This window comes from Flagellimonas algicola (assembly GCF_005937185.1).
GTDB classification, from domain to species: Bacteria; Bacteroidota; Bacteroidia; order Flavobacteriales; family Flavobacteriaceae; genus Flagellimonas; species Flagellimonas algicola.
Window position 1 is genome coordinate 779,740 of the sequence record NZ_VCNI01000002.1, and the last position, 13,899, is coordinate 793,638.

The 13,899-nt window shown below is 42.2% G+C and carries 15 protein-coding genes; 4 read left to right on the forward strand and 11 right to left on the reverse strand.

Annotated elements, in window-relative coordinates:
* Nucleotides 1-42 precede the first annotated feature (42 nt).
* Both FGG15_RS12390 and FGG15_RS12395 read left to right on the forward strand, forming a co-directional pair.
* Nucleotides 43-522 carry a very short patch repair endonuclease gene (locus tag FGG15_RS12390; RefSeq protein ID WP_138836676.1) on the forward strand — a complete coding sequence of 160 codons (480 nt, stop codon included), beginning with the start codon at nucleotides 43-45 and terminating at the stop codon, nucleotides 520-522.
* Complete coding sequence (locus FGG15_RS12395; RefSeq protein WP_313790989.1) at nucleotides 515-1,660, forward strand: methionine aminotransferase; 1,146 nt, start codon at nucleotides 515-517, stop codon at nucleotides 1,658-1,660. The genes FGG15_RS12390 and FGG15_RS12395 overlap by 8 nt, the downstream gene beginning before the upstream one ends.
* A gap of 4 nt (nucleotides 1,661-1,664) precedes the next feature.
* Here the strand turns inward: FGG15_RS12395 and FGG15_RS12400 are convergent, their stop codons facing one another.
* Nucleotides 1,665-2,372 carry a helix-turn-helix domain-containing protein gene (locus FGG15_RS12400; RefSeq protein WP_161991963.1) on the reverse strand — a complete coding sequence of 236 codons (708 nt, stop codon included), beginning with the start codon at nucleotides 2,370-2,372 and terminating at the stop codon, nucleotides 1,665-1,667.
* A 144-nt stretch (nucleotides 2,373-2,516) separates the two neighbouring features.
* Between FGG15_RS12400 and FGG15_RS12405 the strand changes: the two genes are divergently transcribed.
* A complete protein-coding gene (locus FGG15_RS12405) occupies nucleotides 2,517-2,837 on the forward strand; it encodes a hypothetical protein (protein WP_138836680.1) in 321 nt (106 codons plus the stop codon).
* On the opposite strand, the gene FGG15_RS12410 is transcribed toward FGG15_RS12405, so the two are convergent.
* From FGG15_RS12410 to FGG15_RS12450, 9 genes are all read right to left on the reverse strand, one after another.
* Nucleotides 2,826-3,356, reverse strand: a complete 531-nt coding sequence (locus FGG15_RS12410; RefSeq protein WP_138836682.1) for a GNAT family N-acetyltransferase — start codon at nucleotides 3,354-3,356, stop codon at nucleotides 2,826-2,828. The two genes, FGG15_RS12405 and FGG15_RS12410, sit on opposite strands and share 12 nt — an antisense overlap.
* A 313-nt stretch (nucleotides 3,357-3,669) precedes the next feature.
* On the reverse strand, nucleotides 3,670-4,323 hold the full coding sequence (locus FGG15_RS12415; RefSeq protein ID WP_138836684.1) for a CoA transferase subunit B: 654 nt from the start codon (nucleotides 4,321-4,323) through the stop codon (nucleotides 3,670-3,672).
* A 41-nt stretch (nucleotides 4,324-4,364) separates the two neighbouring features.
* Complete coding sequence (locus FGG15_RS12420) at nucleotides 4,365-4,715, reverse strand: four helix bundle protein (RefSeq protein ID WP_202619555.1); 351 nt, start codon at nucleotides 4,713-4,715, stop codon at nucleotides 4,365-4,367.
* A gap of 45 nt (nucleotides 4,716-4,760) precedes the next feature.
* Nucleotides 4,761-5,462 (reverse strand): CoA transferase subunit A, encoded by a 702-nt coding sequence (locus FGG15_RS12425; RefSeq protein ID WP_138836688.1) that lies wholly within the window; start codon nucleotides 5,460-5,462, stop codon nucleotides 4,761-4,763.
* A 101-nt stretch (nucleotides 5,463-5,563) separates the two neighbouring features.
* Nucleotides 5,564-7,897: a penicillin-binding protein 1A gene (locus FGG15_RS12430; protein WP_138836690.1), complete on the reverse strand. Its 2,334-nt coding sequence runs from the start codon at nucleotides 7,895-7,897 to the stop codon at nucleotides 5,564-5,566.
* A gap of 4 nt (nucleotides 7,898-7,901) precedes the next feature.
* On the reverse strand, nucleotides 7,902-8,390 hold the full coding sequence (locus FGG15_RS12435; protein ID WP_138836692.1) for a gliding motility lipoprotein GldH: 489 nt from the start codon (nucleotides 8,388-8,390) through the stop codon (nucleotides 7,902-7,904).
* The gene (locus tag FGG15_RS12440) at nucleotides 8,380-9,537 is read right to left on the reverse strand and encodes a PSP1 domain-containing protein (protein ID WP_138836694.1); all 1,158 of its coding nucleotides are present in this window, start codon (nucleotides 9,535-9,537) and stop codon (nucleotides 8,380-8,382) included. The genes FGG15_RS12435 and FGG15_RS12440 overlap by 11 nt, the downstream gene beginning before the upstream one ends.
* Nucleotides 9,538-9,731: 194 nt before the next feature.
* Nucleotides 9,732-10,094 (reverse strand): type II toxin-antitoxin system HicB family antitoxin, encoded by a 363-nt coding sequence (locus FGG15_RS12445; RefSeq protein ID WP_138836696.1) that lies wholly within the window; start codon nucleotides 10,092-10,094, stop codon nucleotides 9,732-9,734.
* Nucleotides 10,095-10,096: 2 nt separating this feature from the next.
* Complete coding sequence (locus FGG15_RS12450) at nucleotides 10,097-10,342, reverse strand: type II toxin-antitoxin system HicA family toxin (RefSeq protein ID WP_138836698.1); 246 nt, start codon at nucleotides 10,340-10,342, stop codon at nucleotides 10,097-10,099.
* 227 nt (nucleotides 10,343-10,569) lie between these two features.
* Here FGG15_RS12450 and FGG15_RS12455 point away from each other — a divergent pair, with 227 nt between their 5' ends.
* Nucleotides 10,570-12,219, forward strand: coding sequence for a BspA family leucine-rich repeat surface protein (locus FGG15_RS12455; protein ID WP_138836700.1), 1,650 nt, complete (start codon nucleotides 10,570-10,572; stop codon nucleotides 12,217-12,219).
* A 455-nt stretch (nucleotides 12,220-12,674) separates the two neighbouring features.
* Here the strand turns inward: FGG15_RS12455 and trhO are convergent, their stop codons facing one another.
* The gene (gene trhO, locus FGG15_RS12460) at nucleotides 12,675-13,706 is read right to left on the reverse strand and encodes an oxygen-dependent tRNA uridine(34) hydroxylase TrhO (protein WP_138836702.1); all 1,032 of its coding nucleotides are present in this window, start codon (nucleotides 13,704-13,706) and stop codon (nucleotides 12,675-12,677) included.
* Nucleotides 13,707-13,899 lie beyond the last annotated feature (193 nt).

Sequence of the window (13,899 nt, forward strand, 5' to 3'; positions counted from 1 at the left end):
ATCGGAATGAAATTAAAGCTTCCCTTTTTGCTATCTTGAAACATGCCCAAAAACTATCCCAAAGAGCGCATAAAAGTTCCTCGATTCAACGAAGAATCCGGATTTTATACTACCCCGGAACGTTCAAAGATCATGGGCAAGATCCGTGGTAAAAACACCAAACCGGAGTTGGCTTTTAGAAAAGCCTTGTGGGCCGCTGGCTACCGTTATCGGATAGATTATAAAAAGTTAATTGGAAAGCCGGACATTGTGCTTAAAAAGTATCGGACAGCCATATTTATTGATGGGGAATTTTGGCATGGACACAATTGGGAAGAGCGCAAACTCAAAATCAAAACCAACAAAGAATTTTGGATTCCCAAAATAGAGCGAAACATACAACGCGACCAGGAGGTCAACGAAGCATTGGAGGAAATGGGATACACTGTATTTCGATTTTGGGAAAGCGAAGTCAAAAAAGAACTTGAAAGTTGTTTGGACAAAGTAATTGTATCACTAAGAAAACAAACCGCCAGTGATTAACATCAACTCTAAACTGCCCAATTTAGGCACTACTATTTTCACGGTCATTGGCCAGTTGGCCAAGGAACATAACGCCATCAACCTATCCCAGGGGTTTCCCAATTTCTCACCGGATTTCAAATTGCTGCAGTTGGTAAATAAGGCCCACCTAGACGATTTCAATCAGTATGCCCCTATGCAAGGGGTCTTAAGTCTGCGGGAAACCATTTCAGAAAAAACAGAAAGCCTGTATGGCACATTTTATCATCCTGAATCTGAAGTTACTATTACTGCAGGGGCAACCGAGGCCATTTTCACCAGCATTGCCGCATTTATCAAGCCCGAAGATGAAGTTATTGTGCTTCGGCCCGCTTATGATTGCTATGAACCCGCCATTGAACTTTTTGGTGGCATTGTGGTTCCCATTCCATTGATAGGGTCATCCTTTAAGGTAGATTGGGACGCTCTTAAAAAAGCGATTTCTCCCAAAACCCGAATGATGATTATTAATACGCCCCATAATCCCACGGGTACCCTTTGGTCGGAATCCGATATGCTACAACTGCAGGAGGTCCTTAAGGATACCGACATAATTTTGTTGAGTGATGAGGTTTATGAACATATTACATTTGATGGGGAACAACATCATAGTGTTTCCAAATTTTCAGATTTGGCCTCCCGAAGCATCATTTGTTCCTCTTTTGGAAAGACCTTCCATGTTACGGGCTGGAAAATTGGATATTGTGTGGCGCCCAAAGCTTTGATGCAAGAGTTCCATAAAGTTCACCAGTACAATGTTTTTTCGGTAAACCACGCACTTCAAATTGCATTGAACGAATACCTGCAATCACCTGAACATTATCTTGAGCTAGGGAATTTTTATCAAAAGAAGCGAGATCATTTTCTAAATGCCATCCAAGGTTCAAGGTTTGAAGCTGTACCTTCTGCCGGAACCTACTTTCAGTTGTTGCATTATGGTAAAATTACGGATGAGAAAGACACGGATTTTGCTGAACGCCTCATCAAGGAATATCAATTGGCAAGTATTCCCATTTCCGTTTTTTGCGGATCAGAATATAATGAAAAGTTCTTACGGTTTTGTTTTGGGAAAACCGAGGATATCCTAGATCAAGCGGTAGAAATCCTACATCGAATCTAAGCGATTATAGCTGTCTCCTGGCAATCCGAAAGATTTGCAGAACATCTTTACCCAACAGCTCAAAATCCTGAAATTCCGGAGCCATGTTTAGATTGCTGCATTGGTAAACATCTTTTTCTGTATTATAGTTGGTGATCTGCTTACAGATAATGCGGTCTTTGCAAACCAAAACGTAGGATTTGTTTAATAAGCCGGTGTTTTCCAAAGCAAACTCCTTGACGTCCAGCTCTACCCCCAAGACAATGGATTTGTTGGGAATGGAATCTATGGTTCCATCAAACATGGAATCCCCTGTTATCTCAAAAGCCATATGAAGTTCATCGTCAATGGAATCCATCACAAACCCGGTTTGGAAGGCATTTTGCGAAACAAGACCGGTTTTTACCCGGGTTATATATTCCTTTTGTTGCTCCATGAGTACCAAAGGGGACATTACCAATAGTTTTCCGTGCTCCAAAGGATAGAACACACTACCCTTTTTGGTGTAGGGCTTCTTTTTTCCATAGGTATCGTTGGGGTCATGGAATTCATGAATGACCAGTTCGGGGATGGTCATTTCAAAAAATTGGGCAATTTTTTTTAAATTCTTATTTGGAATATTGGCATCCCTTCTTTCATAAAGCTGTACGGTTCGCAGGCTAACACCAATGGCATGGGCAAATTCAGTTTGACTTATTCCTTTTTTTCGCCTTAATTCTTTTATTATGTGCATAAAATCACTATCTTGTGTAATATTTTTACGCATACCCATAAAAATGCGTAATTCTCAACTTCACCTTTGTACTTCCCTTACGATCAAATATAGAAAAAGGGAATTATTTCATTTAATACAAGTTTAACTTAACAATTTACATGTATGGGCACGCTCAAATCTTCAGACCTACGAATCAAAAGTGAAGAAATGTTTACCAAATCAGATTTTGGTAAACCCATTGGAGAGGAACTCTCCACAATTTTGCGAAGAAACCTGAACAAGGACAATTTGGCCAATATTGCTGCAGGGTGCGGTATCAGTTATTCCACGGTAAGGGATTTGGTCTATAGAACCAATAGTTTAACCGAGGGCAACTCCATGGCTTTGGCCCTACTCATCCACGCTGCCTTAGAAAATTCCGTGGCACGGAGATTACAGTCGGAAGGAGACATCATGTTTTTGGATGCCTTATTAAAGCATTAACCGTAGCAACCAATCTGTTTGTTGGTCGTCGCCAATGTAGTAGGGATGGGTGCCAAACTTGGTGAACCCATACTTTTGGTAGAATCTTATGGCTCCCGGGTTATGTTCCCAAACCCCCAACCAAACATAATCCATACCGTTGTCTTTGGCTAAATCGATGACCTGTTGGAGCATCCATGCCCCTATGCCCTTCCCTTGGTGATGGCCAACAACATATATGCGTTCCAATTCCAGTGAATCTTTGTCTTTGACATCTGTTTGCGCCTGGTCTTTGTTCACCTTGAAGTAGCCCACCAAATCCACATTTTCAAATACAAAAAAGAATTGGGAATGTTGGTTCAATAGCTCCTTTTGCAGTTGTTCTTTGCTAAACGCTGATTCTATATACTCCCTGAAATCTTCCGGTTCATTTTCTGCTTCAAATGCTGCAATAAAAGTGTCTTTGGATATTTGGATTAAGGTATCCAAATCCGACAAAGTGCATTCGCGAAAACTTAAATGATTGGAGGGTTGATTCATCCCTCTAAATTATGGAATAAAAAAAGAGCCTAACAATTTTGTTGGCTCTTACGTCTTTTCATTTTATGAATCTTAAAGCATAAAAAGCTTCTTGATCAATAACATAAATCCTGTGAAAAAATCGTTTCTGTAAACTTGAACGTTGTCCTCTACTGAGGAGCGGAAAAATTTGGGTGCCATGGTGTTGATTTTAAGGGTGGTTAATTTGGGAAAAATATTCAACACTACCAAAATACAGCTAAAGAAAAATGAAATAAAAAAAATGTTGTGAAGCTACAGTATATTGTTGTAAACAAACTGATTGGTATAGAGACTATATTTCCATCTCGGGAATCTCCCCTTCTACTCTTAGTTTACCTTCTGTAGCTCTTACCACTTCCTCTACAGATACTCCCGGAGCCCTTTCCAATAGTCTAAACCCATCCTGGGTCACCTCTATTACCGCCAAATTGGTCACTATCTTTTTAACACAGCCCACTCCGGTCAACGGAAGTGTGCATTTCTTCAGCAATTTGGACTTTCCTGCCTTGTTGGTATGCATCATGGCCACGATGATATTCTCCGCTGAGGCTACAAGATCCATTGCGCCACCCATCCCCTTTACCATCTTGCCCGGAATCTTCCAGTTAGCGATATCACCATTCTCTGCTACCTCCATCGCTCCTAGAATAGTCAAGTCCACATGTTGCCCCCGAATCATTCCAAAGCTCAAGGCAGAGTCAAAAAAAGAAGCTCCGGGTAGGGTGGTTATGGTCTGTTTTCCAGCATTTATGATATCGGCGTCTTCTTCGCCTTCAAACGGGAATGGACCCATGCCCAACACCCCATTTTCGCTCTGAAATTCCACACTTATATCCTCTCTTACAAAATTGGCCACCAAAGTGGGTATTCCTATGCCTAGGTTCACATAATATCCGTCCTTTACCTCTTTTGCAATCCGTTTTGCAATTCCGTTTTTATCCAACATTTTAATGTGCTAATTGTTTGATTTGACAATGTGCCAATTCCCTATTTTTTTGAATTTCTTTTACTTGTACTTACAATTTTACCTAAAATCAATCCTAATTCCTTGGTCAGTGGCCCTAGTTTAGACATTGACGGATACGATGGCGCCTTTTCACAGAGTTCCAGCCAATATTTGGTTTCTTCCAGCTCTTTGGCGGCTATTTTTAGTTTATGGATGAAGTCCGCTCTGCTTTCTGCATGTTGCGCTTCACGAATATTCGCCCCTACACTTGTTCCTGATCTTAATAGCTGCTTGCCCACAACAAACTTCCTTTTCGCCTCCAGAACTTCACAAAAGGAAATAATCTCTAAAGCTAATTCCGTAGATTTTACCACAACAACGTTCTCCTTCATTCTCACAAACTCATTAGGCCATCCTCACATTAGCTCATTTTCATATCAATCCCTATTTCGAACTGTTCGCTGCTCTATCCTTTTCTCGTAATGCTCCCCTTGAAAAATGCGCTGCACAAAAATTCCTGGGATATGAATTGTGTTGGGGTCCAGACTTCCCGCAGGAACCAACTCTTCCACTTCCGCCACCGTTATCTTGGCAGCACCACACATACAAGGATTAAAATTTCTTGCCGTCCCCTTGAAAATCAGATTACCTGCTTCATCCCCTTTCCATGCTTTTACAAAGGCATAATCTGCTTTGTATGCGGGTTCCAAGACATACATCTTGCCATCAAATTCCCTAGTTTCCTTTCCTTCAGCAACCTCGGTTCCATAACCCGCTGGGGTGTAAAATGCCGGGAATCCAGCCTGCGCGGCCCTACATTTCTCTGCTAAAGTACCCTGGGGCGTCAACTCCACTTCAAGTTCCCCACTAAGCATCTGGCGTTCAAATTCGTCGTTTTCGCCCACATAAGAAGAGATCATTTTTTTGATTTGATGCTGTTGTAGTAAAAGTCCCAGACCAAAATCGTCGACCCCAGCATTATTGGAGATACAGGTAATATCCTTGACCCCCAACTTCACTAGCTGCCCAATGGCATTTTCTGGAATTCCGCAGAGTCCAAACCCTCCTAGCATAAAGGTCATTCCATCCGATACCCCATCAAGGGCTTGCTCCACATTTGCTACAGTTTTCTTGATCATGGATTTCTAATTTTCTTGGCACTGAAATTACGATTTTAATAAAAAAGCCCCAAGGAAGTATCTTCACATGGAGCTCATTTTTCAGTGTTTTTTCCTTTGGCCTAAAAACCTATATCCTCGTCCAAATCGTCTTCGGTATCCGTTTCTTCCTTGAATTCCTCCAACACTTTGGTACAGTCTACATTAATGGACAAATCCTCTGGCTCTTCGAATGGCTCTATTGACACCCCCAACTCTTCGTTTTCATAGTTCTTCTTCATGTACAAAGCCCAAATAGGCAACGCCATGGACGCCCCTTGGCCGTAGGCTAGACGCTTAAAGTGAATTGAGCGGTCATCCCCACCTACCCAGACACCGGTGACCAAATTGGGGACCATCCCCATAAACCAACCATCGCTTTGGTTTTGAGTAGTTCCGGTTTTCCCTGCAATAGGGTTTGTAAGCTGGTACGGATAACCTGTAACTACATCTTTATAAACCTGATTTTCTTTTGCAGAAGTATGTCTCAATCTTGTCCCTGAGCCTCCCTGGGTCACTCCCTCCATTAAATTTACCATGGCATAGGCCACATCCTTGCTCAAAACATCTTTTGTTTCTGGTACATACTCGTACAGCACTGTTCCATTCTTGTCCTCAATCCGTGTAACCATAACCGGTTTTACATATACTCCTTGGTTGGCAAATGTTCCATAAGCTCCAACCATATCGTAAACCCCAAAATCATGTGTTCCCAAGGCAATGGATGGCACCTCTGGAATATTATCGCCCAAGCCCATATTTTTGGCAATATTGACCACCGATGCAGGTCCCACTTGGTCTATCAATTGGGCCGTTACCGTGTTTATTGAGTTGGCCAGTGCATTTTTTAGGGTCCTGTTTTTCCCTGAGTACTTTCCATCGGAGTTTTTGGGGCACCAGGCCTCCATATTTCCATGTTTCAATGGCTCTATGCAATATTGGTTGTCTGGTAGTGAATCGCAGGGTGAATAGCGAAGCTGATCAATAGCAGCTGCATAAACAAAGGGCTTAAACGTAGACCCCGCCTGACGCGCACCTTGAATCACATTGTCGTACTGAAAATGTTTGTAATCCACACCCCCAACCCAAGCTTTCACATGGCCTGTCTGTGGTTCCATGGACATCATAGCCGTCCTTAGGAATGTTTTATAGTATCGAATGGAATCCATGGGAGTCATTATGGTGTCTTTCTCATAGGAGTCACTGTTCCAATCGAAAACATTCATTTCCGTTTTTTCATGGAAAGATTTTTCAATTTCTTCAGCGCTCTTACCCTGACCGGACATGATACGCCAACGGTCAGAACGCCTCATGGCGCTCCGCATAATGGTATCTATAGCTCCATTGGTAATATCCAAAAAAGGTGCTGTTGGGTTTCTTTTGGGCGTATTTTGATGAAAGAACTCGGCCTGTAGATTTTTCATATGCATCTCCACAGCCTCTTCCGCATTTTTCTGCATTCTGGAATCAATGGTGGTATAGATTTTTAATCCATCCAAATAGATGTTGTATTTCTCACCATCGGGTTTGGGATTTTCCTTCACCCATTTCTTTAACCAATTCCGTTGCATGTACATTCTAAAATAGGTGGCCAATCCTTCTCGATGGGATTCGGGATTATAGTTCAAATCTATCTCCAAAGCTTGTAGTGAGTCTTTTTCTGCTTCACTGATGTAGTCATTCTTTGCCAATTGGCCCAAAACCATGTCCCTTTTGTTCTTGGTAAGTTCCTCTCGCCGAAGAGGATTGAACAGGGATGAGTTCTGAAGCATGCCGACCAACATTGCAGATTCCTCAATTTTCAGGTTGCTGGGTTCTTTTCCAAAATAAATTCTTGCTGCGGATCGAATTCCATCTGCATTGTTGCCAAAATCATAAATGTTCAAGTACATGCTTATGATTTCCTCCTTGGTATAGCTGCGCTCCAAACGGGTAGCAATTACCCACTCCATGGCCTTTTGTTGAATACGCTCAATAATGTTTTGAGAACTAACTCCTACAAAAAGTTGTCTGGCCAACTGTTGGGTAATGGTACTGGCTCCTCCACGTCTCCCCAAAAAAACAAAGGCTCTCAATGTACCTCGGGCATCGATTCCCGCATGATTGTAATACCGAATGTCTTCGCTGGCTATTAAAGCATCTATTAAATTTTGGGGCAATTCATTGTAAGAGACATCGGTTCGGTTATCCTCAAGATAGAATTTTCCAAGTGTTTTGCCATCGGAAGAGATGATTTCAGTAGCCAAATTGGTGCTTGGATTTTCCAAATGCTCAAAAGTGGGCATTTCACCAAAGGCACCCCAAGATGCCAATAAAAAAATCAGTGCCGCCGAGAAAATCCCGACTCCGAAAAGAATCCAAAACCATTTGATGAAAGGAAGAAAGCTCTGCGACTTCTTCTGCTTAGCTTTTGCCATTGCTTTATTGGGTGCTTTTTTCAATTTCCAAACCTACATCGGTAATGCCCTCCAAAATGAAAAGACCATCTACCTCGCCATTTTTGCGCATAGCATGCGCCACGCTCAATTTATATACGCCAGAATCTGGAAAAACGATGTTTTCCTTAAACCAAAGCTTATTTTCTTTGATGCTGCCCAAACCTTTTCCCAACCATTCCCCGGAGGGTTCCGCCATTTTGTATTCCAGGGTATCCTTTTGGGTCTGCCCATTGGGAAACTCCAGCTCCGTAATTAAAAAGAGGTTGCTGAACGGGTAGGTGTTATCGTTTCTTATAATGATGAACATGTTATGGCCTTGCACCGAATCCAGTTCTGAAAACTCAAAGTTCACCAGCTGATCCATTTGCCATTTGCCATTGGACATGGGTTCAAAATCGGAAAATACCAGATTGCTGTTACACGATACCAAGACTAGGAATAAAACCAAGGCATAGCAAATTTTATTGTGCATTGGAAGAAGATTTTGGTTTGTTTTTTCTTCTTTTTTTGTTGCGTTTCTTTCGCTTGGGTCTATCAAAACGGGTAAGGCTGTCTTGACCCACCACATTTTCAAAAGCCATTTTTTCATCGCTTACATTGTCCTGCGCATATTCTTCCAAGCTGTCTATCTTTTCATTTTTCTTGTTCAGTTCCAAGATTTCCAGTACATGGTCTTTGTCCAGGGCATGCCAGGTGGCCGGGTCATCCCTATAGGAAAACCACAGGGTCTGCTTAAAAATATCGGCTTTTTGGCAGAAGGCCACTCCTTTTTTAGTCTGGAGCTTGCTGTCCTGTGAAGGGAAATCCTTCAGGGCCTCTAGATACATGTCCAGTTCATAGTTGAGGCAGCATTTGAGCTTGCCGCATTGCCCTGCCAATTTTTGGGGATTCAATGCCAATTGTTGGTATCTTGCAGAAGCCGTGCTTACCGACCTAAAATCGGTTAGCCAGGTGGAACAACAAAGTTCGCGACCACAGGATCCAATCCCACCCAAACGTTGGGCTTCTTGGCGGTAACCGATTTGCCTCATCTCAATCCGGATACCAAAGGCTTTGGCCATGTCCTTGATCAGCTGGCGGAAATCCACCCGCTCCTCTGCTGTATAATAAAAAGTTGCTTTGGAGCCGTCGCCTTGGAACTCCACATCACTCAGTTTCATCTCCAACTTTAAGGAAATGGCTATTTCACGTGAACGCTTTTGGATTTCAGCTTCTTTACTCCTGCTCTTTTGCCAAATATCAATATCGCGTTGCGATGCCTTTCTGTAAATTTTAGGGAGGGCCTTGTCGTCTTGATCTACTTTTTTCTTTCGCATTTGTACCTTGACCAATTCGCCTGTCAAAGTCACAATCCCCACATCATGTCCACTCTTGGACTGAGTAGCCACAACATCGCCAATGGACAACGGAATGCTGTCCACATTTCTAAAGAATTCCTTTCTACTGTTCTTGAATCGTACCTCAACGCAATCAAAAGGTTTTTGACCGTTGGGCAGCGACATATTGGAAAGCCAGTCAAAGACTGTAAGCTTGTTACAACCATCTGTGCCGCAAGTACCATTGTTCTTGCAACCCCGCGGTTGTCCATCCTTGCCGGTTGAACAACTGCTACATCCCATATTTAATATCTTGGTTTGGAGTGCTCAAAAACCCCTGTCAGTTCGAGCGCCATGTCTGCCGACAAAGGCAGGCTCGATGTGACATTGAACTAGTTTCAAGGTTTTTTTTGCCCCCCAAATAGGGTTCATAAAAAATCTTGAGGTAAAGATAGCATAAATTGGGCAGTGGAGAAATGGTGCTTCTATGCCATCTGCTATTGGGCTTTGCCAAAAACTTCCTCTTCATGCTTTATTAAATATTCAAAGGAAACATTTACCACCTCATTTAGCTTTATGTTTCTTTTACCTGCTATAAGCGCAAGCTCTCGGTGGCGGTCTGATCCTGTTCGGACATTAAACACCCCTTTAAAAAATTTATTGGGTTCTTTATCCAATTCCTCACAGGTAGTCAAATAATCATTGACGGCATCTTTAAAGGCCTCTCTAAGCTCATCAACGGAAGTTGCCTCAAAGTTTACCAAATCGTTTATGCCCAACACTTTGCCATACAGAACATTGTCTTCGGCACTAAATTCTACGGAGCCTATATAATCTTTGTATTCTAAAAAACTTCCCATACCTATAGATTCAGTTTTTCTAGTACTTGCCTTATAGCATATTGTTTTACAATGTTCCCCGGATGGGGCTTGTGCAAGTTGATGATTTCTTTGTCACCATTGCTAAATTTCATCCGAGATCCTCCTGTTTTTCCTTTCTTTCTAATCTCGTGATATCCAAAATGTGCAAGAATTTTAATCAATTCTTCCCAAGTAAAATCTTTTGGTACACTTTTAAATTTCTCTATTAGTTTATCGATTCTACTCATTGTAAAGGTATAATAAATTTTGTAACTAAAAAATAGTTACAAACACAAATGATTATTGGCAGTCTGAATCCCATGGTTAAAGCTGGCCATTTTCTGCTCGGCTGGCAAAAAATCCGTCAAGCCAAAACCAGCATCCATCAACTCAAACCCAGCATCCGTTAGTTGAGCCTGCTAAGAATAGAAAATAGGAGACATTTTTGGGCCTTTAACTTTTAAACCCAAAAATTATGAAACTGAAAACCCTATTTACAATTATGGTATTGGGCATGATCTTTTTATCATCTTGTGAAAAAGACAAAGTACAGGAAAACCGACCCCCTCAAATAACAGTTTTGGAGTATGACGCCCAAGAAGACAGCTCCCCGGTTGACATAATTACAATCATTCAGGCATCGGATGCTGATGCGGACGCCCTGTCATTTGCCATTGTAACCAATGACAATGACCTTTTTGTTATTTCTGACCGAGGCGAATTAAGAGTTGCAAATGGGCAAAGTTTGGACTATGCCACGGCCACTTCCCACGAAATTGTAATTAGCGTTTTTGACGGTACTGAAACCACTACTGCAACTATAACCATAAATGTGATCAGCGTAAATCAAGCGCCTGAAATTGCGGATCAAGCATTTGAGGTCTATGAAGATTTCTCTGGGACAGACGCCATTGGAGCATTAGACTTTGAAAATCCTGACGGAGACGATCTTACTTTTGAAATCACGGTAAATGACAATGACATGTTTGTAGTTAACAACAACGGAGAATTGTTTTTGGGCGATGGTGCAGGTTTGGACTACGAGACACAAACCACTCATGAAATTACCGTAGAGGTAAGCGATGGTACGGCCATCGACCAAGGAGTAATCACAATTGAAGTACAGAATGTGGTTGACGCCCCTTACCGATTGGAGGAAAGCTCCTTTATCTTCACTTTGGAGACAACCGAGGCCAATGAACCCGTTTCACTAGGTATTGCAGAAGGAGGAGATTACCACTTTATTTTGGATTGGGGAGATGGCACTATTGACGAGGTTACAGGTGATCAAGCACTGCCCCAACACAACTATGCAGTTCCAGATACCTATACCATATCCATTAATACCGAAGGTTTGGACAATGGAGCGTTTTCCCGGATATTATGGCAAAACAACCCCAATGCCACAAAGGTTAAAAGCATTGAACAATGGGGAACTGTTCAATGGGAAGATTTTGCCAATGCATTTAGAGGTTGTTCAAATATGCAATACAATGCAACGGATGCTCCTGATTTATTTAATGTAACTGATTTGACAGGGATGTTCAGTGAAACAAATTCTTTTAACGGAAATTTGAACACCTGGGACGTTAGCAAGATAGAAAAAATGAGGGGTATGTTTGCTGAAGCAATCTCCTTTAACGGAGATATAAGCAGTTGGGATGTACGAAACGTTTGGGATTTTGGTTCAATGTTTTACAAGGCATCTTCTTTCAATGGAAATATTAACGACTGGCAATTGGAAGGTGCCAGTAATATCTCTTGGATGTTTAGAGAAGCCACTTCATTCAACTCCGATATTAGCGGGTGGACTCTTGGTGAGGCAACGTCAACCAGCCACATGTTTTACAATGCAGCAGATTTTGACCAAGACTTAGGCGGGTGGGATATAAGTAGTGTCGAAAACATGACCGGTATGTTGGACCATACAAACCTTTCTCCAGAAAACTTTGAAAACACATTGATTGGATGGGCAGGTTTGGGCGCTGCTTTGCAAAGTAATGTTACCTTAGGGGCTTTTAACCTTGAACTTTGTTTAGATGTAGACGAATCATTGGATGCCGCTGTGGACTTTTTGGTCAATACCAAGCAATGGGACATAAATGGTGATAGTTGTAACCAGTAGGTTGTACTAAACTTTTAGAAGAAATATGCTTAACCCCAGAAAGCCTTGCTTTCTGGGGTTCTTTTTTACATGTCACTTCCCTGATTTCGCCTTGCGAAATCTTCCCTTCTCTAGAAGGGAGTTTGTCCGATTGCTCTGAAACAGCTCCCCTCTTGAGAGGGGTTGGGGGTGTGTTGTAAAAGTTGGTCATATCGAGCTGTCATCCTGAGCCAGTCGAAGGAGCAGTCGAGATGTCTACAAAATCAGCCAATGAATTGGTTCTCGACTGCGCCTGTCTGCCGACAAAGGCAGGCTCGAACTGACATCGTACAGTTGTTCTCAATACCCTCCTATTCGGAGGGCAGGCATTCTTCCAATTATATTGGAATCACTCGTGGTGACCCAGAAAAATTTAAGTGTTCTTTAGGTGCAGATTTCTCGTCACTCGAAACTCGCTCCTCAAAATGATTTAACAATCACTTTTTATACTTCAATACTTCCGAGCGGCCCTTTTTAAAAATCTTGTTGCTGGCATGTTTGCCTTTACGTAAGCGTTTTTGTTCTTCATAAGGTAAAGCATGAACGTCTTGGCATTCAGTTGAGCAACAGTTGTCCATGGCCTTGGCGCAGTCCTCGCATTGGATAAAGAGCAAATGGCAGGCCTCGTTGGCACAGTTTACGTGGGTGTCGCAAGGTTTTCCGCATTGGTGGCAGCTGGAAATGACATCCTCAGAAATGCGCTCACCCCTACGGTGATCAAACACAAAATTCTTGCCCAAGAATTTGTTTTCCAGGCCTTCGGCCTTCACCTGGCGGGTGTACTCAATGATTCCACCCTCTAATTGGAACACATTTTTAAAGCCTTTATGCTTGTAGTAGGCACTAGCTTTTTCACAACGGATTCCCCCCGTGCAGTACATCACCAATTTTTTATCCTCTTTGTGTTCTTTCAAATCTTCTTCAATAATGTCCAAAGAATCCCTAAATGTGTCCACATCCGGAGTAACGGCATTTTTAAAATGGCCTATCTCACTTTCGTAGTGGTTGCGCATATCAACAAGGACGGTGTCGGGGTCTTCAATAAGCTCGTTGAATCTTTCAGCTCCAACATGCACCCCTTTGTCGGTGACGTCAAAAGTGTCATCGTTCAAGCCATCCGCCACAATTTTGTTGCGCACCTTAACTTTGAGTTTTAAGAAGGATTTGTTGTCCTGCTCCACGGCAATGTTCAACCGAACATTCTCCAGAAAGGTAATGCTGTCCAAATGAGTTTTGAAAGTCTCAAAATTCTCCGCGGGAACGGAAAGTTGGGCATTCACCCCTTCGTAGGCTACATAGATTCTGCCCAGAACGTCCATTTCGTTCCAAGCGATAAATAAGTGGTTCCTTAAAATTTCTGGATTTCCAATGTGTGCATATTTATAGAAAGAGATGGTTAACCGATCCTTGCCGGCCTCCTCAATAAGTTGTTCTCTTTCCTTTGCACTTAATGTATTGTACAGTTGCATGCTATACCAATAGTTAGGATTAAAGAATAGATTGTCTAAAAGTGGGGCAAAGTTATAAAATCCAATCGGCTAAAAAAGAAAAAGGGTTTCTTAAAAAGAAACCCCTCCCAACCGATTAATCCTTTTTCATAGCGCAAAATTTCCCTTTTGCCCAAAGGCAACGAGCCCTAGTTGGGCCCGCTATGATAATACG

Excerpts from the sequence above, each read along its gene's own strand:
- FGG15_RS12390 (WP_138836676.1), top strand. The coding sequence starts at position 43 with ATGCCCAAAAACTATCCCAAAGAGCGCATAAAAGTTCCTCGATTCAAC.
- FGG15_RS12400 (WP_161991963.1), bottom strand. The coding sequence starts at position 2,372 with ATGCACATAATAAAAGAATTAAGGCGAAAAAAAGGAATAAGTCAAACT.
- FGG15_RS12405 (WP_138836680.1), top strand. The coding sequence starts at position 2,517 with ATGGGCACGCTCAAATCTTCAGACCTACGAATCAAAAGTGAAGAAATG.
- FGG15_RS12410 (WP_138836682.1), bottom strand. The coding sequence starts at position 3,356 with ATGAATCAACCCTCCAATCATTTAAGTTTTCGCGAATGCACTTTGTCG.
- FGG15_RS12415 (WP_138836684.1), bottom strand. The coding sequence starts at position 4,323 with ATGTTGGATAAAAACGGAATTGCAAAACGGATTGCAAAAGAGGTAAAG.
- FGG15_RS12420 (WP_202619555.1), bottom strand. The coding sequence starts at position 4,715 with ATGAAGGAGAACGTTGTTGTGGTAAAATCTACGGAATTAGCTTTAGAG.
- FGG15_RS12425 (WP_138836688.1), bottom strand. The coding sequence starts at position 5,462 with ATGATCAAGAAAACTGTAGCAAATGTGGAGCAAGCCCTTGATGGGGTA.
- FGG15_RS12430 (WP_138836690.1), bottom strand. The coding sequence starts at position 7,897 with ATGGCAAAAGCTAAGCAGAAGAAGTCGCAGAGCTTTCTTCCTTTCATC.
- FGG15_RS12435 (WP_138836692.1), bottom strand. The coding sequence starts at position 8,390 with ATGCACAATAAAATTTGCTATGCCTTGGTTTTATTCCTAGTCTTGGTA.
- FGG15_RS12440 (WP_138836694.1), bottom strand. The coding sequence starts at position 9,537 with ATGGGATGTAGCAGTTGTTCAACCGGCAAGGATGGACAACCGCGGGGT.
- FGG15_RS12445 (WP_138836696.1), bottom strand. The coding sequence starts at position 10,094 with ATGGGAAGTTTTTTAGAATACAAAGATTATATAGGCTCCGTAGAATTT.
- FGG15_RS12450 (WP_138836698.1), bottom strand. The coding sequence starts at position 10,342 with ATGAGTAGAATCGATAAACTAATAGAGAAATTTAAAAGTGTACCAAAA.
- FGG15_RS12455 (WP_138836700.1), top strand. The coding sequence starts at position 10,570 with ATGAAACTGAAAACCCTATTTACAATTATGGTATTGGGCATGATCTTT.
- trhO (WP_138836702.1), bottom strand. The coding sequence starts at position 13,706 with ATGCAACTGTACAATACATTAAGTGCAAAGGAAAGAGAACAACTTATT.